The 20,330-nt window shown below is 43.4% G+C and carries 16 protein-coding genes and 1 pseudogene; 10 read left to right on the plus strand and 7 right to left on the minus strand.

Translation table 11 applies throughout. The features are described 5' to 3' along the window. Positions 1–134: 134 nt before the first annotated feature. A pseudogene (locus AC2VE5_RS05385) lies at positions 135–446 on the minus strand (Uma2 family endonuclease); the annotation flags it as partial. Positions 447–608: 162 nt separating this feature from the next. Between AC2VE5_RS05385 and AC2VE5_RS05390 the strand changes: the two are divergent. From AC2VE5_RS05390 to AC2VE5_RS05425, 8 genes are all read left to right on the plus strand, one after another. Continuing rightward, positions 609–1,151, plus strand: coding sequence for a hypothetical protein (locus AC2VE5_RS05390; RefSeq protein ID WP_486886750.1), 543 nt, complete (start codon positions 609–611; stop codon positions 1,149–1,151). 29 nt (positions 1,152–1,180) lie between these two features. Beyond that, on the plus strand, positions 1,181–1,468 hold the full coding sequence (locus tag AC2VE5_RS05395) for a hypothetical protein (protein WP_486886751.1): 288 nt from the start codon (positions 1,181–1,183) through the stop codon (positions 1,466–1,468). Positions 1,469–1,542: 74 nt separating this feature from the next. Beyond that, positions 1,543–7,245 carry an alpha-2-macroglobulin family protein gene (locus AC2VE5_RS05400; protein ID WP_486886752.1) on the plus strand — a complete coding sequence of 1,901 codons (5,703 nt, stop codon included), beginning with the start codon at positions 1,543–1,545 and terminating at the stop codon, positions 7,243–7,245. Positions 7,246–7,265: 20 nt separating this feature from the next. Then, positions 7,266–7,610, plus strand: a complete 345-nt coding sequence (locus tag AC2VE5_RS05405) for a hypothetical protein (protein ID WP_486886753.1) — start codon at positions 7,266–7,268, stop codon at positions 7,608–7,610. After that, on the plus strand, positions 7,607–7,807 hold the full coding sequence (locus AC2VE5_RS05410; RefSeq protein ID WP_486886754.1) for a hypothetical protein: 201 nt from the start codon (positions 7,607–7,609) through the stop codon (positions 7,805–7,807). Before AC2VE5_RS05405 ends, AC2VE5_RS05410 begins: the two co-directional genes overlap by 4 nt. Beyond that, positions 7,804–8,370 (plus strand): Uma2 family endonuclease, encoded by a 567-nt coding sequence (locus tag AC2VE5_RS05415; RefSeq protein ID WP_486886755.1) that lies wholly within the window; start codon positions 7,804–7,806, stop codon positions 8,368–8,370. The genes AC2VE5_RS05410 and AC2VE5_RS05415 overlap by 4 nt, the downstream gene beginning before the upstream one ends. Positions 8,371–8,454: 84 nt before the next feature. Next, positions 8,455–9,048, plus strand: a complete 594-nt coding sequence (locus tag AC2VE5_RS05420; RefSeq protein WP_486886756.1) for a MarC family protein — start codon at positions 8,455–8,457, stop codon at positions 9,046–9,048. Positions 9,049–9,139: 91 nt separating this feature from the next. Continuing rightward, a complete protein-coding gene (locus AC2VE5_RS05425) occupies positions 9,140–9,877 on the plus strand; it encodes a hypothetical protein (protein ID WP_486886757.1) in 738 nt (245 codons plus the stop codon). A 75-nt stretch (positions 9,878–9,952) separates the two neighbouring features. Here the strand turns inward: AC2VE5_RS05425 and AC2VE5_RS05430 are convergent, their stop codons facing one another. Beyond that, a complete protein-coding gene (locus tag AC2VE5_RS05430; protein WP_486886758.1) occupies positions 9,953–12,232 on the minus strand; it encodes a transglutaminase TgpA family protein in 2,280 nt (759 codons plus the stop codon). Positions 12,233–12,344: 112 nt separating this feature from the next. Here AC2VE5_RS05430 and AC2VE5_RS05435 point away from each other — a divergent pair, with 112 nt between their 5' ends. Continuing rightward, on the plus strand, positions 12,345–12,803 hold the full coding sequence (locus AC2VE5_RS05435) for a hypothetical protein (RefSeq protein WP_486886759.1): 459 nt from the start codon (positions 12,345–12,347) through the stop codon (positions 12,801–12,803). Between the two features lie 17 nt (positions 12,804–12,820). Here the strand turns inward: AC2VE5_RS05435 and sds are convergent, their stop codons facing one another. The 4 genes from sds to AC2VE5_RS05455 all read right to left on the minus strand — a co-directional run bounded on the left by sds (position 12,821) and on the right by AC2VE5_RS05455 (position 18,694). Then, on the minus strand, positions 12,821–13,792 hold the full coding sequence (gene sds, locus AC2VE5_RS05440) for a solanesyl diphosphate synthase (RefSeq protein WP_486886760.1): 972 nt from the start codon (positions 13,790–13,792) through the stop codon (positions 12,821–12,823). Between the two features lie 425 nt (positions 13,793–14,217). Continuing rightward, positions 14,218–15,057, minus strand: a complete 840-nt coding sequence (gene murI / locus AC2VE5_RS05445; RefSeq protein WP_486886761.1) for a glutamate racemase — start codon at positions 15,055–15,057, stop codon at positions 14,218–14,220. Between the two features lie 32 nt (positions 15,058–15,089). Further along, entirely contained in the window at positions 15,090–17,000 is a 1,911-nt protein-coding gene (locus tag AC2VE5_RS05450) for an N-acetylmuramoyl-L-alanine amidase (protein WP_486886762.1), read from the minus strand. A gap of 356 nt (positions 17,001–17,356) precedes the next feature. Then, a complete protein-coding gene (locus AC2VE5_RS05455; protein WP_486886832.1) occupies positions 17,357–18,694 on the minus strand; it encodes a cation:proton antiporter in 1,338 nt (445 codons plus the stop codon). A 290-nt stretch (positions 18,695–18,984) separates the two neighbouring features. On the opposite strand from AC2VE5_RS05455, the gene AC2VE5_RS05460 reads away from it, so the two are divergent. After that, on the plus strand, positions 18,985–19,770 hold the full coding sequence (locus tag AC2VE5_RS05460) for an SIMPL domain-containing protein (protein ID WP_486886763.1): 786 nt from the start codon (positions 18,985–18,987) through the stop codon (positions 19,768–19,770). Between the two features lie 37 nt (positions 19,771–19,807). On the opposite strand, the gene AC2VE5_RS05465 is transcribed toward AC2VE5_RS05460, so the two are convergent. Continuing rightward, positions 19,808–20,170, minus strand: a complete 363-nt coding sequence (locus tag AC2VE5_RS05465) for a single-stranded DNA-binding protein (protein ID WP_486886764.1) — start codon at positions 20,168–20,170, stop codon at positions 19,808–19,810. Positions 20,171–20,330: the final 160 nt, after the last annotated feature.

Here is a 20,330-nt window from a genome sequence, read left to right on the forward strand (position 1 = left end):
GCCGTTGTGGATGAAGCCATTTTTTACTATTCTTTCTGACCCGCATTTTGGACAGTTTAGCTTCTCTTCACTCATACAACTCTCTCTACATAATCTTTCCACTTATCCTTACATATTTGGCACTACCAAACTATTAATGGGACAATATTATTTTCTTCCCACAGTACGTAACTTAAGCGCCCTTTGTTGTTTCTCCGCCTTGGTACGCCAATACTGAGGAAACTATCGGGAACTAGAGGAGTTGGGCGGACTTTGGGCGTGTAGCTGTAATAAATGCCCATATCTATGCCAAAAAAACAGTCTTGGCGATCTTTCCACAGCAAAGCTAAGATTGAACGCAGTAAGCCGGGAATTAGGTCTTTAAATTCATTATCCACAGGTGTATCGTCAGAATCCGGCAGTTCGGTTGCAGATGGTAGGTATTGCAATGGGTCGTACTGTGGCATGACGGCTTGCCCTTGGATCTAATGCCTGAATTTTAGCTTTTTGACAAAAAAACTGCTTTAGCAGATTTGTAATGAGTTTTGAGTTTTTTTGCTAAATCTCAAGGGTGCGAATTGAAAACATATTTAGACAAAGCACTTCATTTTGAGATCCGGAGGACTTCAATGAGTATTCTGAGTATTAACAAATTAGCTCTTAACCTAGTTGCCAAAGATTTCAGCTTTAACGATTGCCACAAAGCACCTAATAATGCGGGCCCTACCAAAACTTCTAGGGCATTGGCTATTATTCACTTTGCTGCCCATGATGCTTATGCAAAAGTTACAGGACAACTTAATCCCCAACTTGGAAACCTACCGCATCCACCCGAAGGAATCGGCAAGGACGAAGCAACAGGAACGGCGGCACTCCTAGGGGCTGGTATCCTCGCGGCAGAGAGACTTTATCCTGACTTCGTTCAATTCATTTCTACAGAAACTGCACGGCTTACTATTGGAGTTAACTCGGAAGCATTGAACTATGGTAGGCACGTTGCGGCTGCCTGGTTCGATTTTCGTGTCAAAGATGGTTCTAGTGCGCCAGATATGGATAGTAACTTTAGTCTAGAGCCTGGTCGCCACCGTCCCGATCCTCTTAATCCGAAGCAAATAACTCTTGGTCGTACTTGGGGACAAGTTAAGCCTTTTGCGCGCTTAATGGCGTTGTAAATGATGCGCCTTTAGCTCCACCACCAGCCTTGAATAGCGTTGAGTATGCCCTTGCTTTCGACCAGGTAATTGAATGTGGCAAAAACGATATTATTGAGCGTGACCCGGAATTTCGTCGTAAGGCTGTAGATAATACTGGTGCTACCCGTCCGCGATATGCAGCAAATTTTACGCTTAGAGAAGCGATTGAACAAAACAATCTCAGTCGCATTTATCTAGGCGTGCGTTGTCGCAGCTTTCCAATAAACTTCACTATTAATTACTCACAAAATGCGGAAATCGATAGACGAGCCAAGTATTGGGAGTATCTGCTTTGATTAAGGAACTTTGCGATCGCCCTGATTAGTCAATTTGTAGGCTTTAATCGATGCAGGGGTGGTCAAGGAAAATTATGCAAGCTATTGTTAGATATGGGATACAGGTATTATTAGCGCTTTCTATCCTATTAGGCATAGCAAGCTGCAATGTTGCTAATATCTCTGGAAACGAGCCTCTCCCTTTGGTTGCTCCTTTACCTACGCCGCAATTACCCGATTGGATTGAACAAATTAGCCCGGTAGGTGAAACTGGAGTGCGATCGCAAATTCGCATCCGTTTCAAGGAAGCTTTAATTCCAGTTGAAAGTATTGATAGCCCCAATCAACAGCAAATTCTGCAAAAAATAGCAATTTTTCCGCCTTTAAAAGGACAATTTCGCTTTCTTACTCCCCGGATGGTAGGTTTTCAAGCGCAATCCGCACTCCCGAAAGCAACGCGAGTACAGGTTACTCTCAAAGCAGGACTCGCAAACTTAAAAAATCACCGTTTAGAGCAAGATTTAGCCTGGACTTTTAATACGGAAGCAATTAAATTAACTAATTTGCCTGGAACTAGCGAAAGTGGCGAAGTTGAACCAATTGATATTAAGCCCAAACTAAAATTTACCTCGAATGTAGAACTAAACCTCGATACACTCAAGGAGCGTGTAAAGCTGATTCCTGAAGGAAAAAAGCAAAGTATTTCCTTTAATGTTGCTTTGGACGAGGAAGAAAAATTGGCAGCTATCGAACCGGAAGAAAAGTTCGATCCATCTACTCGCAATTGGGTTTATAGCTTAGAACCCCGTCAAACGCTAACCAAAGCAACTACTTATCGCTGGGAAGTGGGTTCTGGTTTGCGGAGTCTTGATGGTAATTTGCTTAGTGCAATGCCTTTTACAAGCAAGGTTGCAACTTACGCGCCTCTTGCTTTTGAGCATATCAACTTTATCGGACAACCGGATGCTGGCGGTACTTTTGGACGATTTACTAAAGGTAGCGCCCAATTGCAATTTAATAATCCTTTAGTAGCATCCTCTAGTGAAGATATTACTGTTACCCCCGCCCCTAAGAAAACTCCGCGATTAGTCCAAGTGTATGAAGGCGATAAGATTGTCAATCTCAACCCTTATGCCTTAGAGCCACAAACTACTTATACAGTTACTCTAGGTGCAAAGATTCAAGATAAGTTTGGGCAAACTTTAGGCAAACCCATAACAGTAAAATATCAAACTGGCGATTTAGCTGGCGATATATGGGTTCCTTCCGACTTAAATATTTTTCCATCTGGTAAGAATTTACAACTAAATATCTCAACAATTAATCTGCCAGAATCGAAGTATAAAGCCGCTTATCAAGTAGTGCAGCCTACGGATTTGGTTTATACTGATTCCGCTTATCCCAGAGGAGAAGGTAAGGATTTATTGCCTAACCCGGCTAGTTGGCAAAGTTTTCAGGTATCTAGCAAAAAAAATCAATACAAAGACATAGCTGTACCTTTACAAAAACAATTCGGCGCTGCTACGGGGATGTTGGCTTATGGAGTACAAGCGCGGACTAATAGCTACCAAGAAGAAGGAAAACAACAATGGCGCGAATCTACTAATTATGGACTTGTACAGTTAACTAATTTAGGCTTATTTGCTCAATGGTTTCCCGATTCGGGAATGGTGCGAGTACATAACCTCAGCGATGGTGCGGTAGTTAAGGATGCAACTGTAGAGATTTATCAATCGAAGTTAGAGGCAAAATCTCGAACCCCACCTCAACCCTGCGCGATCGCCCAAACAGATTCTACTGGTACAGTATTATTCAACCGCCAAGATTTGCAGCAGTGTTATAGCAATTCTGAAGATGCTCCTAAGTTACTTGCGCTCGCACGTGTTGCCAATGACTGGGCTTTTGCTCGTTCTCTAGAGTATAGCGGCGCTTACGACTTCGGTATAGATGCAGGTTGGGATAGTGGTAAGTTCCAGTCTAGAGGGGTAATTTTTTCCGATAGACAGCTTTACCAACCAGGCGAAAAAGCTTGGTTTACAGGGATGGCGTACTATCTGCAAGGAGGGATTCTCAAGCAAGATAAAAATAGTCGCTATGCAGTCACCCTAGAAGATCCTGACGGTAAAAAGACAGATTTGGGCAGTCAAACAACTAACGAATTTGGTACGTTTTCTTTAGAATTGCCCATTAAACCGGAGCGAGCTTTGGGTTACTATTCAATTCGGGCAAAAGCAAGCATTGGAGCCGAAATATCAGGAGAATTTCGCATTGCTGAATTTAAACCGCCGAATTTCAAGGTCGATCTCGCTCTAGATAAAGAATTTGCAGCAATTGGCGACAAGGTAGAAGCAAAAGCTGCTAGTAGTTATCTATTTGGTTCTCCGGTAGAAGGTGGCAAAGTTCAATATTACGTCACGCGCCGCCAAACAGATTTTACACCCAAGACTTGGGACAAATTCTCTTTTGGACGCAAGTGGTTTTGGCCAGAAGAAGCGCCAGAAATCGCTACCGATGTGTTGCAGTCAGAGCAAATACTTGATGAAGAAGGGAAAAGCAGTCAAATTGTTCCGGTAGCGAAAGATGTTCCTTATCCCATGACTTACAGAGTAGACGCGCAAGTTACAGATGTGTCTAATCTATCGGTGGCTAATTCGCAGACCTTTACAGTATTACCGAGCGAAGTCTTAATTGGTTTGCAAAGCAATTTTGTTGCCGACGCGGGTAAATCTTTGCCTGTGCAAGTAATTGTTACTGACAGCACCGGGAAAGCAATAACTGGGCAACCAGTGCGTTTGGAATTGCAACAAATTATCTACAGCAGCGTGACTCAAGTTGTAGAAGGCAGCCAAACACCTAAAAATCAGGTGGAATACAAAACTGTCGAACAAACAGAAATTAGCTCAACGCAGGCGGCGCAATCAGTCGCTCTAACTCCTCCTGAGTCGGGTTCCTATCGCATCCGCGCTAATTTTGCCGATGCCAAAGATGATACTACTGCTACAGATATGCAGATATGGGCGGCGGGTGATAGTCCGGTAGATTGGGGGAGTAGATATACCAATAATCGTTTGGAACTTCGCCTCGATAAAGATACCTACAAGCCTGGTGAAACAGCAAATGTTCTTATTCAGTCGCCTTATCTTGAAGCTGAGTTGCATTTTGCGATTATCCGCCACAACTTTATTGAACGCCGCATAGTTCAAGTTAAGGGTGCAGCGCCACAAATTCAATTCCAAGTTACGGAAGATATGTTGCCCAATGCGGCGGTAGAAGCGGTGTTAGTCCGTCAAGGCAAACCTTTGTCGCAAGTAGAACCAGGCAAACTAGATAAATTAGTAAGAGTTGGTTTTGCACCGTTTAATACTAATTTGGACGATAAGTATTTAAAAGTGCAGGCTACGGCTAATAGTCAAACACTCTCACCTGGTACGGAACAAACAGTAAAGCTAGAAATTAGAGATCTGCAAAATCGACCTATCAAAGGACAATTTACTGTGATGGTGGTAAATGAAGCTGTATTGCAACTGAGCGGCTACAGACCACCAGATCTAGTATCAACAGTATATGCAGAACAATCAATTTCTACTCGATTTGCTGACAATCGCCCGGATGTAGTTTTACAACCGCTTTCCTCGCCCTTACAGAAAGGTTGGGGTTATGGTGGAGGCTTTTCCAATGGGGCAGCTAATACCCGCACTAGAACAAACTTTCAAGCCTTGGCTTACTACAACGGCTCAGTTTTAACTGATGACAACGGGCAAACTAGCGTAACTTTCAAATTACCCGACGATCTGACAACTTGGCGAGTGATGGCTGTGGCTACTGATGGCAATTTGCATTTTGGCAATGCCGAGACAACGTTTATTACTACCAAACCCTTGCTATCTAATCCAGTATTGCCCCAATTTGTCCGCCCAGGCGATTACTTTGAGGGGGGTTTATCCGTTACTAACACGACTGGACAATCTACAAACCTAGCTATTACTGGCAGTCTCAAGGGTGGCGTAGCTTTTGCTGATAATTCTGGCAGCTTGCAAGTTCAAGCCGTGTCAGGAACTAGCGCTTACCGTTTTCCAATGGTGGTAAATACGGCAGGTAACACCCAAGTCCAATTTAAAACTCAACTCAATGGTACAAGCGATGCTTTTGCCGTACCGCTAGAAGTCAAGCCATTAGAAGTTACAGAACAAGTAGTAGAAACGGGCGTAACTAACAAGCAGATAAAGATTCCTGTGAATGTAGATAAAAATGTCGTTAACACGACAGGCGGCTTAGAAGTTTCGACTGCAAGTACGCTGATTGCTCAAATTACTGCACCCGCCGAACAGGTTTTGGCAGATAACGAGTTACCATTTTTGGAACCTGCGGCAAGTAAACTTGCGATCGCATCTAACTTAGCGAAACTCGGCAATTCCTACTCGCAAAACCCTGAATTTAATCCTGTAGTGCAAGCTAGTCAAGCATTAGCAGTATTGCAGAAACTCCAGAGAGCGGATGGTGGTTTTGCAGCTTTCCCCAAACAAGAAACCTCCGATCCTTTTGTTTCTCCCTACGCGGCGCAAAGTATTGCTCAAGCGACTGCTGCTGGATTTAAGCCTAATTCAGCAATGGTGAGTCGTTTAGAGACTTATTTAGACAAAATCTTCACTAATCCCGGTCAATACGATTTCTGCAAGCAACAACTATGCAAAAATCAAGTACGACTAGAGGCTTTGATGGGTTTAGCTGCACTTGGAGATATACGCACTGACTTTTTGGCAGACATCTATGAATATAGAAGCCAATTTGATGCCGTTAGCCAAATAAAACTAGCTCGTTACCTCTCCCAATTTCCTCAATGGCAGCAAGAATTTCAAACGCTATTTGACCAATTGCAAGAAACTGTTTACCAGACGGGGCGCAGCGCTACAGTTAATCTACCTCCAGGTTGGAGATGGATTAGTTCGCCTACTACAGTCCAAGCTCAAGCTTTGCGCTTATTTGTCGCCCAAAATAAGCAACCAGAAACGTTAGATCGCCTATTGCAAGGACTTTTGGCACAGCGCCGCAAGGGAACTTGGGCAAGCACTTATGACAACGCTGAAGCTTTAACTGCGGTGGTGGAATACAGCCAGATTCAACCCAAACCTAATAATTTGACAGCCACAGTGCAACTAGCTGGCAAACAACTAGCTTCAACCAAGTTAGCAGGCGATCGCAATTCTAACCTAGAGGTAAAAGTGCCAATAGCTAATCTTCCTCGCGGTAAACACGATCTGATCCTCAAAAAATCTGGTCAAGGCTTATTGCATTACTTAGTTGCCTACCGCTATCGCTTGCAAGGCAATCAACCAGGCGCTCTTAATGGGTTGCGTGTGGTGCGGGAAATTAGAGCAGCTAATGAGCCAAAGGTGTTGCAACGCTTAGGGCTTTATGATATAGGTGAGCCGCTTAAAGTAAGTAGCGGACAAGTATTTGATATTGGTTTAGAAATTACTACTGACCATGAGGTAAATAATGTAGTAATAACTGACCCGATACCAGCAGGCTTTGAAGCGGTAGATACAAGTTTTCAAACTGCTACGCCTTATTTTCAGGCAACGCAAGATAACTGGGAAATTGACTATCAAACAATTTATCGCGATCGCATTGTGGCTTATGGCAACAGCTTGCAACCTGGAGTATATAGCCTGCATTACTTAGTTCGTTCTGTTACTCCCGGAACCTTTGTTTATCCCGGCGCAGAAGTACATTTACAATACGCACCAGAAGAATTTGGGCGATCGGCGGATTCTACCTTGCAAGTGGTGAATAATTAACTTTTATAGTAGCTACACTTATGGCAAAACTCCCAAACGGCATCTATGAAACAATTTGGAGATTGAAACGACAATTAGCTGATGTGATTGAAAATTCTAGAGATGCGGAGTTTGCCCTATTCGACAGATTTGGTGAAACAGAAAGGACAATTGTCTATCTTGATGAATTACAAAGCGTTGCGGAGCAAGCTACAGAGAAATTTTCACAATTTTCAATTATACAAATTCGGGTCTTTAACGTTCAGCCTCATGTTCCAGGCGATATGCTAGAGCTAGTAATGCAAGCTATAAAAAGTACAGAAGCTAGGCTGCCAGCACTAGAACAAAGTATTCAAGAAATCAAGACTGAGTGGAAGTTACTATGACACAACCATTAATGCCAAGTCCGTCCGTTGATTTACGTCTAGTAAGTAATTTGCGTCGCGCGCGTCTGGAATTTGAGGAGTTAGGATTGCAACTTGATGAAGTGATAGCTAGGTTTGACGAAGAAATTCGCCAGCAAAAGTTGAAAAGAATTCAAAAATCCTTAAGTCTTTTTGACGAAAAAAATACTCGCCTATGACGACTGCAATAGATCGATTACTAACTTTAGATGAGTTTTTAGCATTTCCCGAAACTCAGCCAGCCAGCGAATTTATTGCCGGACTTATTTACCAAAAACCTATGCCTCAAGGCAAACCTTCCCGGCTGCAACTCAAGCTTTGCGAGGCTATAAATCAAGCAGCCGAGGAGCGACAAATTGCCCTAGCTTTTCCAGAATTACGTTGTACTTTTGCCGATCGCTCCATTGTCCCAGATATAACAGTATTTTCTTGGCAGCGAATACCATTTGACGCAGATGGAGAAATTGGCAATGTGTTTAAAATCTATCCAGATTGGACTATAGAAATTCTTTCACCCGACCAAAACGCCACTAAAGTTATTAGTAATATCTTGCACTGTCTCAAATATGGCACTCAATTAGGGTGGTTTATCGAGCCTAGTGCAAAAATTGCAATCGCATTTTCTCCAGGACAGCAGCCTATAGAGCTTACAGGACAAGATATATTACCTATTCCAGAATTTATAGGCTTAGAAATAACTGTTGCTCAAATATTTAGCTGGCTTAAGCCCAGCAAAAATTAAAGTGTTAGCTTAAAAAAGCAATAGCAGCAAGTTTAAAGGAGATTCACGTTAAGGTTGTTAAAGACCTTTTTTACCTGATGCCAAGTGAATTTTCCTGTCTTAGTTAAAGCATTTATTGCGGTATTTGTGATTGCTGATGCCTTGGGTAATGCACCCTTGTTTCTTGTTCTTACTAAAGGCATGGAATTGGAACAAAGAAATAAAGTAGTCGATAAAGCTAGTGTAGTAGCAACATTGGTACTACTTGCATTTGCCTTTGCTGGACAAGTTATTTTGGATTACTTGCATATCAGCATCGGATCTCTAGAGGTAGCCGGAGGCTTACTATTGTTATTGATTGCTTTGCAAATGCTCAACGGAGAAATAGATACCCCCATTGTTGAGCAAGAGCGAGATGTAGCAATTACTCCCCTCGCTTTTCCTTTACTAGCTGGACCAGGAACTTTAACTACAGTTATGCTGCTAATGTCTCAGTCTCCTGAAGCGCGTTTAAGCGTAGTTATTGGGATTGTAGCGGCGATGGTGGTAACTTGGTTTATTGTCCGTCAGGCAAGTCGCATCGATAAATTTATCGGTGCAGAAGGCGCAGTCATCGTTACTCAATTACTTGGTTTTTTGCTGGCGGCTTTAGCTGTAGAAATTGGCAGCGCAGGTATAAAAGAACTGTTTTCGCTCTGAGTGCAGCGATATTTAACTTAAGGATGAGGAAGTCAAGAATCTAGCTCTATATGCTGAGTGATGGAATAAATCTATTAACCGGATAAGAAATATGTCTAGCAAGGCAGACTCTAAGCAAGATTCTAAAAGTAAATCTCAACCTACAAATGGTGAGACAAAAGATAGTCCAAATCTAGATTCACTATTTGAATTTTTGCAAGGTGACTTAAGCTCTATAGACACGGAGGCTGGTTTGGAGTCAATAGATGAGTGGTACAATGCCCTGCACAAATCTAAAGACAAAGACAGTAAAGAGCTTGCAGATGGTCTTAAAGAACTAAAGCAATTACTCAAAGGTGGTAAAGCATCAGGACATGAAGTTGGTGAAGCCCTAATTCATGTAGGCGATCGCACAATGGATATTGCCGCCGATAGTGACAAAGAAGCAAAAGCAACGTTGCAAAAACTAGGCAAGCAACTAACTAAAGTTGGAAACTCTTTAGGCAAAGCTGAAGACCAAGAAAATATCGACAGCATCAATACTTTAACAGAGACGCTAGATGAAGACTTAGAGTCTGTTGATATGAGCGTAGCCACAGCAGCGATCAATCACTGGTACGGGATATTGCAAAAGTTAGAGGACAAGCATTCTCAAAAAATTGCTGACAACCTCAAGCAACTGAAGCAATCTCTCAAGTCTGGTAAAGGAAAAAAGACCGATCTTTCTAAAGCCTTGGCAACCCTAGGCGAACAAACCATCGAAGCGGCGGCAGAAGCTCCTAGAGGCATCAAAGGGGCTGTACAACGCTTGGGCAAGCGATTAAATAAAATTAGCAAGACTATCGAGTAGCTCTAATAACTCAATCTGCTCCCAAATCTGGGGGCGGGCTGCTCAATACTAATTTTTTTTATCCACCCAGCACCATTACTTGCTTTTCTTACCAAAATTAACTCGAACGTCTGTTGCCCGAATAGTTCGCCATCGCTGATTTAAATAGTCCAAATTCGGCGATTGACTGCCATATCGCCAGCCAATGTAAGCCTGACAAATCTCCTCAATTACCTCGGCGATTAGAGGAGAATGACGCTGATAAGAGCCTTGAGCGTATTCTAACGGTGTTTGCGATGGATGCTTGAAGTCGCCTTTTTGTGCCGTCCAAGCCAGCATTTGTTGATATAGTTTTTCCATTGGCGGCAACTTAGCCAACTTACGGTGGTTAAGCAACTTTCTCCACTGCTGTAAACTCAACCAACCAACAAAACCTAATCCTGTAGCAATAATTAACCCCCTTAAAGTCCCCCACCAGCCTTGAGCAAATAACCCCAAAAACCAAGCGATCGCATTTCCCAACCACAAAAATATATTATTAAGTAATCCGGTAACAGGGGTTGGCAACCATCCTGCTATCCACTGCCAAAATTTGCGTAAAACTCCAAATGTCTGCGATTCTTCAATCGATGGTGGAATTAAGGGATGACCGGGAATTGGATCGAAAGTAAACCAACCATAACCAGGGAAATAAACTTCGCTCATCGCGTAAGCATCGGTATTGCGAACCACATATAATCCTGTAAATGGATTAAATTGCCCCGAACTAAAGCCTGCTACAAGCCGAGAAGGAATGCCAATGGAGCGCAGCATCATTGTTAAAGTTGTCGAAAATTGGTCGGGATAGCCACCTTGATTTTTAAATAAAAATGCTTCTACCAAGTCCTCATCTTTAGCTAATAAAGCCAAGCCCAAAGGATTGTCAGGAACTGTGTAGCGCTGCTTGAGATACTGAGCAAGGTAGAGAGCTTTTTCATAAACAGAAGTTAGAGGCTGATTAGATTTGGCTACTCGCTCTTGATTGTAGTTAGCTAAAATTTCCTCAGTGCGATCGCCAACTTTGGCTTTAATCGCCGTCGGAATTTGCAGATAGTAATCTTGAATACTTTTAGAGTAGCGATTATTCGCAAGTTGTAAGGCAGCGCGATTTCGATAAGGGACTTCAGAAATTACCGTATAGCTCATATCCTCCCCCAATCCTACAGGACTTCGCAACCCTCCTTCTAAATCCACCGCGATTTCTCTAGTAGGAAAGTAAATTTGTTTGGGATACGCCAAAGCCGGAACTAAATTTGGCAACTGCGAAACTACTGTATAAGTCTGCACTACTTCTTTAGTCTTGCCACGAATTTGGGGTAGAGGTAAAGATATTTGGTAAGACCAACTAGAGCGGGAATACTTTTGGACTTGCTCGTTGCGAGAAATCTCCCAACCTTTGCCTGTATATTTGTCAAAAGCCAGCACTCGCCAAAATCCCTCAGCTTGACTCCGCACGCGCATGACTATTTTTGGTTTGAGTTCCCCTCGCAAATTTTGATCGATAACGCTACTAAAGCCGTAATAGAATGTCGGATCGGCCCGCCCCCCCCCTCGCTGCTCTCTACCCGTCCCCGTACCACCGCTTCCCGTACCCCCATTCACGTAGCCAGGGTTGACAATATTTCTGCCATCAAATTGCCCTTGAAAATCAATAGTTTGACTAACAGGAAAAGTCCGCAACTGATAACCAGGAAATCGAGGTAAAAAAGCAAAAATTAATATTCCCAAACTGGCAACAATTAAAAATAACTTGCTGCCACTTTTGATATTACTAAGCGCGATCGGCTTGATTTTTCGCCCCTTATCTTTAACCCTCTCTTTTATTCCCAATCGCGAACGGTAATCTAAGACCAATATCGGCAGGGCGATCGCCAAAAACAGCACCAAAATTGGCGCAAAAGCCAAAGTTTGACTAACTGTACCTGCCACACCCAGCAAAATTAGCCCAATCACAATCGAGTAGCCCAAGTCTTTCCGGCGGGGAAGATCGAAGCTATGAAATACTTGAATTTGAATCAAAAACTCCGCCAATACCAGCCTAGTATCGTTGAGTTGACCTAAAAGCCGCCCAAAAAATGCCGCCATCGCAACTAGCATACCGATGGCAATACAAAACTTGAGGGCAATATTGCGATCGCGACGACGATACCAACTCCACGCTGCCCCAACTACACTCAAGGGTACAGCCCACAAACTGCTTTGAGTTCCCCCCGCAATATCCACTGCCGCAATTCCTACTATTACCAAGGATTGGACTAATACCCGCAATAAGATTGAGTCTTCCGCTTCTATAGCAGTAGTTTGTCGCGCAAACTTTCGATTGGCAAGCGATCGCATTTTTTAGAACTTAGTTGTGCGCTTTGATGATGGCATATAATTAATGATTTGCCACTACTCTTTTTACGCCCTTGCTAAACTCAACAATTAACGGATTTGCGTCTTACAGGCTATGAACTTAGAACAACAAATTCAATTACTAATAGATGATGCACCAAACGATGGTGTTACGCCAAAATTGATTGAAAAAATCGCTCCAGGACTAAAGCAGTTAGCTGCAAAGTTGGGTTACGAGCAATACTACATTATTCAAAGCTTAGACGCAGATTGGCTAGTCACAACTATTACCAATCGCACGCTTGAAAAGCGGGTAATTTATGCTTTTCCTACTCTCCAAGATAGTTTTGCTACCAGTAGCGCCGAATTTGCCGCCCAATTAATTGCTTTACCTATTCCCGTCACGCATATTTTGTTTCAGTTAGTAGCTTTAGAAACGGTCGATAGTATCATCTTTTTGGATTCAGGAGCAGCAAGTACAGGTCATGAAGTTAAGCGTCAAGATATCCAAAAATTAATTCAAGTCCAAATAAAACCCAATCCCTTTAACCAAATACCTCCCGATCTTGCTTGAATGTAGCCAACCGTGAATTAATACATCCGACTTAAAACATAGTCAGCCATATCTATTAATGCTTGCCTGGACGGGGAAGCAGGCAAATCGGCTAAATGTTCTACGGCTAAATGGGCGTGATCAGCCGCTAAAGTCCGCGCTCTTTCTATACCATTACTATCAGTAATTAAGGCGATCGCATTTTCCAAGTCTCCTGGTTTCTCAAACTGGCGCTCGATTAATTTTTCTAAGTATGGTTTTTCTTCTAAAGCATACAAGGCAGGAGCCGTCAAATTGCCACTGCTAATATCTGCCAGCGCGGGTTTGCCCAAGGTGCTAGTTGAACCTGTAAAATCCAAAATATCATCGACTATTTGAAATGCCAGCCCCCAATGACGACCATAACCGTACAAATGCTCGGCAGTTTCTCTGGAGACATCGCTTAGCAACCCTGCCGCTTTAGAACTATTGGCAATCAAAGAAGCAGTTTTGTAGTAGCTTTTTTCTAAATAAGCTTCAATAGTCACTTCCGTATCAAACTGCGACATTCCTTGTTGAATTTCCCCAGTAGCAAAATTCATAATTACTTCCGACAGCAGTTTGACTACTTCCAAGTTATCCAAATTAGCCAAATACCAGAAAGATTGAGAAAATAGAAAGTCCCCCGCCAGCACGGCTACACCATTACCGAATAAATTATTAACTGTCGGTACGCCGCGCCGCATTTGGGATTCATCTACTACATCATCGTGTACCAAACTTGCGGTATGAATCATTTCGGTAATCTCAGCTAATCGGCGATGACGCTCAGTAATTTCGTCTTCTAGCATGGTTGCCCGCGATACCAGCAGTACAATCGCTGGGCGCACCCGTTTTCCTCCGGCTGCAAACAAGTGTTTCGCTGCTTCAAAGAAAATTGGGTGATGAGTACCGACTAACTTAATTAAATTCTCTGATAGCAAACGCAGGTCTGCTTCCACTGGAGAAAAGAGAGAAGTTGCTGAGGTCATAGATGAGCCGACTCTGAGTTTAGTTACGAAAATTTACATATCCTGTACTTATTTTAAGCTAACCGTCGGCAACGGGGAAGTTTGATTCAGTGCTAATTTTTAGCTAGAGCAAACTTGCAGCGAACTATCGCCCGATCGGGCGATAGGTTTTGGGATAATTGCTTGGATTAAGTCAATTAGACTGTTGTTTGAGGCAGTAGTTAAGTTTATTAGACTTTTACCTGTAGAGTCGTTGCAAAAGTTGAGAAAGTTTTTGTAGTAGACCCAGACTTGCTTAAGAAATTATAAAATTTTATATTAAGCTCAATGAGAAAATTTTGAACATTTACTTATTAGAATTGGCACAACACCAAGGAAAAAAAGTAGAAAGCAAAAGGTAAAAGCGCAGAAAACCACTTTGGCGCTGCATCTTCTTCTCAAACAAACTAAGTCAAAGATACCTTTTCAACAATTGGCGTGCAACCTAATAGTAACTGAGCAGACTGAGCAAAAGTTTGGGAACAACCACTAACATAAAAGCGAGTGGGAAGCGGGGCTATAGCTGTATTTGTTAAGCCTAGCAAGTCAAGTTGTTGTGTTGCTGTAGCAACAACATGGATAGCTGGATCGAGCAACTTAACTGTGGGAGATAACAGCAAACGCAGTACAGGCTCTAGATGGGGGTAGTGAGTGCAGCCGTAAACAAGGGTATCAATTTTTTGCGCTAATAATGGCGCTAAATACTGCTGCGCTACTCGTGCTGTATAAGGGTCATGGATGCGATTTTGTTCGATCAAGGGTACAAATTCAGGACAAGCGACTTGCCAAACTTGAACCGTAGGATCGAGCGCCAAAATTGCGTGCTTGTAAGCATTACTAGCCACAGTTGCGGGAGTTGCAATTATCCCAATTCGCCGACCGAGCTTTGCCGCCGCAAAAGAGCCAGGTAAAATCGTCCCAATAATCGGAATCGGAAATTCTGCTTGCACGGTCTTTAATACTAAAGCAGAACTGGTATTGCAAGCCATAATCACCATTTTGGCTTGTTGCTGTAGCATCCAACTAATAATTTCGCGGACAAACTGTAAAATTTCTTTTTGCGATCGCGTACCATAAGGCACTCGTGCTGTATCGCCAAAATAAACGATTGATTCTGAGGGCAGTTGCAGAGCAGCTTGACTAAGTACGGTCAGACCACCAACCCCACTGTCAAATATGCCGATACAAGCAGATTGCGGCACATCAAAAGATGCAGGTATGCCAGGAGATACAGATAATTGAGACACAGGCTAATAAATTAAATAAGCTGCAAAAAAAGTTACTGGTTTTGTTGAATATACTGGAGTATACCGCGAGCGATTGCTTCTGCCATTTGATTTTGATAAGCTGTCGTTCCTAAGCGGGGAGAATCAACGACCCCTGTAACAAAGCCTACTTCAACTAACACAGATGGCATGGAACTTTTACGCAGAACGTAAAATCTTGCCTTTCTGACACCGCGATCGCGAATATTGATACTGCCAAGAATACTATTGTGAATTGTCCGCGCCAAACGCTGACCGCTATCGTAGTAATAAGTCTCCAAACCATTGACATCGCTGCGTTTAGCAGGCATAGCATTGGCGTGGATGCTGACAAATACGTTGGCATTTACCTTGTTTGCCAGCACCGTGCGCGGTTCTAGACCGACAAAGTAGTCGCTATCTCGCGTCATCACTACTTGAATGCCCTTTTGCTCTAAAATTGCTGCTATTTTTTTAGAAATGGGCAAAATTACATTTTTTTCTTGCAATCCTCCAATTCCAATTGCCCCAGGATCTTTGCCTCCATGTCCGGGATCGATAACTACAACCATCCGCTTTTGCCCAACGGTGCGAGGTTTTGTTGATGGTACGGGAGTATTTGGTGGTGGAGTAGTCGGAATCGAAATTAAATCCGGCGTTGACGACGAGGGCGACGAGGGTGGAAATAAAGCTTGAGAGGAGCGTTGCAATTGCAAGGCTAATAACTCTGGAGAAGGCTGATTTAGCTCTCCTACGCGCACTCCTGCCGCCGGAAGAACTGAAATTAATACAGTCCGAGGAGTGGGTTGCTGCAAGCGCACTCGGAGCAAAGGACTATTTGTAGTTAAATTGGGTCCCTTGACTGCGCGAGCTAGTTGGGTATCGGCAAAAGTAATTCGATATAGTCCCGAAGAACGATCCCAGCCGCTAGTGTAAGTAAGACTTTGATCGGTTTTAATTAATAGCTGGCTGCCATCGCCATTAAATTCTACAGACTCAATTGTTGCGACTCCCGGCGCTGGCTGGGCAGAGGAGTTGGTAGTTGTACTGACGACGACAGGATTCGTCCTGACGGCACTAACACCACCTACTGGCAGCACAGTTACGCCACCAAAGCGACTAACCGCCGCTTCCCAATCTGGGCTGTTTTTGTTTACCTGCATCGTCATCCTGACCACTGGGGGTGAAGATTGGACTTGCGAGAGCTTAATATTGCTTACCCCAAAACGATTGACTTTGGTATTAGCAGCAGCTAGAGGCGACAAAGCAGCCCCTCTTAAGTCAAAGTTAATTTGAGAGCGATCGCTACTGCGATTAACATTAATGCTAGGAGTACCCCCTCCACGAGTACGGACAAATAAACCATCGGCGGTTACTTGAATGGTGTGAATTTGCACAACGGCGGTGGAATTAGTTGCTGTTCTCCGCAAGGACGAGTTTTTATTAGACGGCTCGTCTGTCTTGACAACTGCAAAGATTTTTCTCGGTTCGGAATTACTCGCTCTCACAGATGCAGGTAGAGGCAACGAGGTACGATTGGGCGATGGAGATGCCGCCACTTTTTGCGGTACGGGCAATTGGACTGTCCACTGGCTAGGTGTTACACCCCGAACTTTGACTTGATTGGGGTCTAATTTGTACCCCGGACTCAATTCAATCGCTATTCGAGTTGTCCGCTCGTCAAATTGACCAACTCGAACGCTGCGAATTGCACCACCGTATTGTTGCTTCACAGTAGAACGTTGTAAAGTCGTCCCTGGCAAATCGATTACTAGGCGAGTTGGATTAAAAATTAGCTTCGCTTTGGGTTGAACGCTGCCATCGGTATTGAAGTGCAGCCGATTTTGGTTGGCATCAAAACGCCAAGAACGTAGCTTTGCTGCCTCTGCTGTAGAGGATAGTACAAAAATACTTAAAATACTGGGTAGTAGCCAGTGAAATCTCACAATGTTTTCTCCTCATTCTCATTGGTTCTAGCCATTTATGCCCGGTCAAACATTGACTATTGGCTATGTTTTTACATCACCATTTGCTGCAATTTTATTGATTGGATGCTGATGATTGAGTATAGCTGAGTATCAGTAGTAAATATCGGCACGGCAAGTCTTACTTATGTACTCTTAAATGGGTTAATTGGCAACAAGATAGGCAATCGCACATCAACTCATCCTAGTATTTAGCCAAGCCTTAGCTTGGTTAGCTGCCTCTCTATCTCTATAACCCTAGATAGAGAGGCAGCTAACCATCACCAACTAAGCGGACGCAAACTAATCTAGGCTTGTTTCCTAAAAACATTATTAATCTACTCGATCTTTGTCCCAAAAGATTCCGTAGCGGGAACGGGCTGCTCTTTTAAGCTGGCAAGCGCTTCCTCTGGAGTGGTAGGGAAAACTATTCGCAAGAAGGGCGGTGCTAAAAAAGTAGTCAAAATTACCATCACAATAATTGCGGCTTCTAAAGGCTTAGAAAGCGCCCCACTAGCAGAACCAACACCGGCAAATACTAGCCCTACTTCTCCTCTAGGGATCATCCCCACGCCAATCGCTAAACGATTGATTTGTGGTTGACCAAATACAGCTAACCCCGTGACTAATTTACCAACTATAGCGATCGCAATTAAAAAGCTAGCAATAATCAAACCCTCCCTATTGCTAGGTTCAAAGGGATTAAGGACGCTCAAGTCAGTTTTAGCACCCACACTAACAAAGAAAATCGGCACTAACAAGTCAGCAATCGGACGTACTTGATGCTCCAGTTCGGTGCGCTCGTCTGTTTCATCTAGGACTAAACCCGCCGCAAAAGCTCCTAAAATTGCTTCTAAATTGATTGCCGCCGCGAAGTAAGCCAATAAAAAAGCAAAGATAAATGCCGGGATAGTTAATCTGCCACGAGTTTTGAGCCGCTCGGAGATCCCGACAAAAGAGGTATTGAATACTTTTCCAAGTAAAATTGCACCGAGCAAAAAGCTGGTAGCGCTAATTATCAAATAAATGACATTACTCACATCGACTTCACCAGTTTTTGCCAAACTAGCGACGACGGCTAAAACGATAATACCGAGTACATCATCAATTACCGCCGCCCCCAGAATAATTTGACCTTCTTTAGAAGTCAGCTTGCCTAGTTCCGATAGCACCTTGGACGTAATGCCAATACTTGTAGCGGTTAAAGCGGCTCCGGCAAAAATCGCTGGTACGGCGCTTACGTGGAACAAAGTCATTAGCCCGATAGTTCCCGCCGCAAACGTGACAATTACGCCGACAAATGCTACTACTACTGCTTGATAACCAACGGCTAAAAGTTCTTTTAAATTTGATTCCAAGCCAATTTCAAATAGCAGAATAATTACCCCAAGCTCTGCCAAAACTGAAATTACCTCACTTTGCGCTTGAAAAGTGGCAGCTACCGCCCCTGGCTCCAAACCTGCGGTATTTTGCAGCAAGGTCATAATTAGCGAACTAGAGCTACTACCGCCCCCTTCGGGAAACACCAATATATCCAAAGCCGAAACACCCACCACAACCCCGCCGACTAATTCTCCTAGTACAGGTGGCAAGCCAAAGCGGTTGGATAGTTCGCCACCAATTTTGCTTGCTAAGTAAACGGCAACCAAACTGAGCAATACTCCCGCGAGGATCATCGGACTATTTTCTGCCTCGCTTGAAGCGGCAAGTAAAATCGTCGGCTTGCACCAACTGGGAACAAGCACTAACAGCGACAAGTCAAATCCAGCAATTGCTTCTATTACCATTAGCTATCAAAAAATCATCTTTTTTACTGTACAAGAAGATTGCAAGTAAGCCGTGGTCTGAAAATTAATTACGGCGGTGGGATTTATAAAATGCGATAGCGCTAGCGCGCTCGCAGAGCTTCGCACTGCAAAGAAGCAATATTTGGGATAATTGAGAATATTTTGGCACAACACAATCCATGAAACTTTCGTTGATAAATAACTTGTCTGGGCAGAAACTAGGCAGTAGAAAAGATTTACGCCAGTATTTTGTCGTCATATCTTTAGCTTTTGGGTTGCTAGGCGTAACGACTCTGAGCGCTTTAGCTCAAGACCGAGGACAGGTACAAAATATATTAATGCGGACTTTAACTGTTAGCGGTCGCGGCGTAGAAACTATTCCCACCACTTTATCTGAGGTACGTTTGGGCGTAGAAGTCCAAGGAAAAACTGCTACTGAGGCTCAACAGGAAGCCGCTAAACGCTCTAATGCGGTAGTCGCTTTGCTCAAAGCTCGGCAACAAGTTGAAAAGCTCGAAACTACAGGTATTAGCCTTAATCCTGTCTATAGCTACAACAACAACACGCAAAAATTGACAGGTTATACAGCTACTAATACTGTCAGTTTTCGGATTCCCACAGAGAGTATTGGCAATTTATTAGATGAATCCGTCCGAGTAGGAGCGACCAGAATAGAAGGAATTAGGTTTATAGCCACCGATAGCGCAATTTTGGCTGCCGAACAAGAAGCCTTAAAAAAAGCAACGCAAAACGCTCAACAGCAAGCTAGTTCGGTTTTAGGCGCGCTGAACTTTGCGGCAAAAGAAATTGTCAGCATTCAAATTAATAACGCTGCTCCGCCTCCACCTCAACCCTTAGCTCAGTTTAACGACTTGGCATCTCGTGCGGAGTCTAAGGCTAGTACCCCCGTTATCGGTGGCGAACAAAAGGTAGAAGCATCGGTTACTTTACAAATTAGTTATTAGCATCAAAGGCAGAAAATATTGATTTTCTGCCTTTGGCTTACATTGCGCTATTGCTCCCACCAAAAGAATTAGCCTCATCTTCGCGCTTAGAACCTAATAGTTCTAGCCTTTCGACGAGGATGACTGGGGAAGAACGATTTGTCCCTGTTGTGCGATCGCTCCAAGTGTCAAACTTTAAGGAACCTTTTACCCCGATTTGCTTGCCTTTACGCACAAAATCCGCCGCAACTTGAGCGGTTTTATCCCACATTTCCAAAGTAAACCAGTCCGGTTCATCGCTATTGCGAGACTGGCGATTGACTGCCAGAGTCAATTTACATACTACTTTGCCACTGGTTAAATATTTAACATCTGGATCTTTACCCACACGCCCTACCAGATGCACAACGTTAAGACTCATATTGTTTTACTTACAGTACAGGTGTACTCCACAATCGTGCCTCTAATAGCCAAAAATTGCAAATCCAATTTCCAGCAATTTAAAACCATCTAGGCAATTTATCACTTTACTGAAAACTCCTCAATTTTCCTACTAGACTCAAAGCACAAGAAGTAATAAA

The sequence above is a fragment of the Aliterella sp. E5.1 genome (assembly GCF_057473825.1).

Coding starts and splice junctions, on each gene's coding strand:
- AC2VE5_RS05460 (WP_486886763.1), top strand. CDS start 18,985: ATGAAACTTTCGTTGATAAATAACTTGTCTGGGCAGAAACTAGGCAGT.
- AC2VE5_RS05435 (WP_486886759.1), top strand. CDS start 12,345: ATGAACTTAGAACAACAAATTCAATTACTAATAGATGATGCACCAAAC.
- sds (WP_486886760.1), bottom strand. CDS start 13,792: ATGACCTCAGCAACTTCTCTCTTTTCTCCAGTGGAAGCAGACCTGCGT.
- AC2VE5_RS05465 (WP_486886764.1), bottom strand. CDS start 20,170: ATGAGTCTTAACGTTGTGCATCTGGTAGGGCGTGTGGGTAAAGATCCA.
- AC2VE5_RS05390 (WP_486886750.1), top strand. CDS start 609: ATGAGTATTCTGAGTATTAACAAATTAGCTCTTAACCTAGTTGCCAAA.
- AC2VE5_RS05455 (WP_486886832.1), bottom strand. CDS start 18,694: ATGATCCTCGCGGGAGTATTGCTCAGTTTGGTTGCCGTTTACTTAGCA.
- AC2VE5_RS05400 (WP_486886752.1), top strand. CDS start 1,543: ATGCAAGCTATTGTTAGATATGGGATACAGGTATTATTAGCGCTTTCT.
- AC2VE5_RS05415 (WP_486886755.1), top strand. CDS start 7,804: ATGACGACTGCAATAGATCGATTACTAACTTTAGATGAGTTTTTAGCA.
- AC2VE5_RS05425 (WP_486886757.1), top strand. CDS start 9,140: ATGTCTAGCAAGGCAGACTCTAAGCAAGATTCTAAAAGTAAATCTCAA.
- AC2VE5_RS05405 (WP_486886753.1), top strand. CDS start 7,266: ATGGCAAAACTCCCAAACGGCATCTATGAAACAATTTGGAGATTGAAA.
- AC2VE5_RS05410 (WP_486886754.1), top strand. CDS start 7,607: ATGACACAACCATTAATGCCAAGTCCGTCCGTTGATTTACGTCTAGTA.
- AC2VE5_RS05430 (WP_486886758.1), bottom strand. CDS start 12,232: ATGCGATCGCTTGCCAATCGAAAGTTTGCGCGACAAACTACTGCTATA.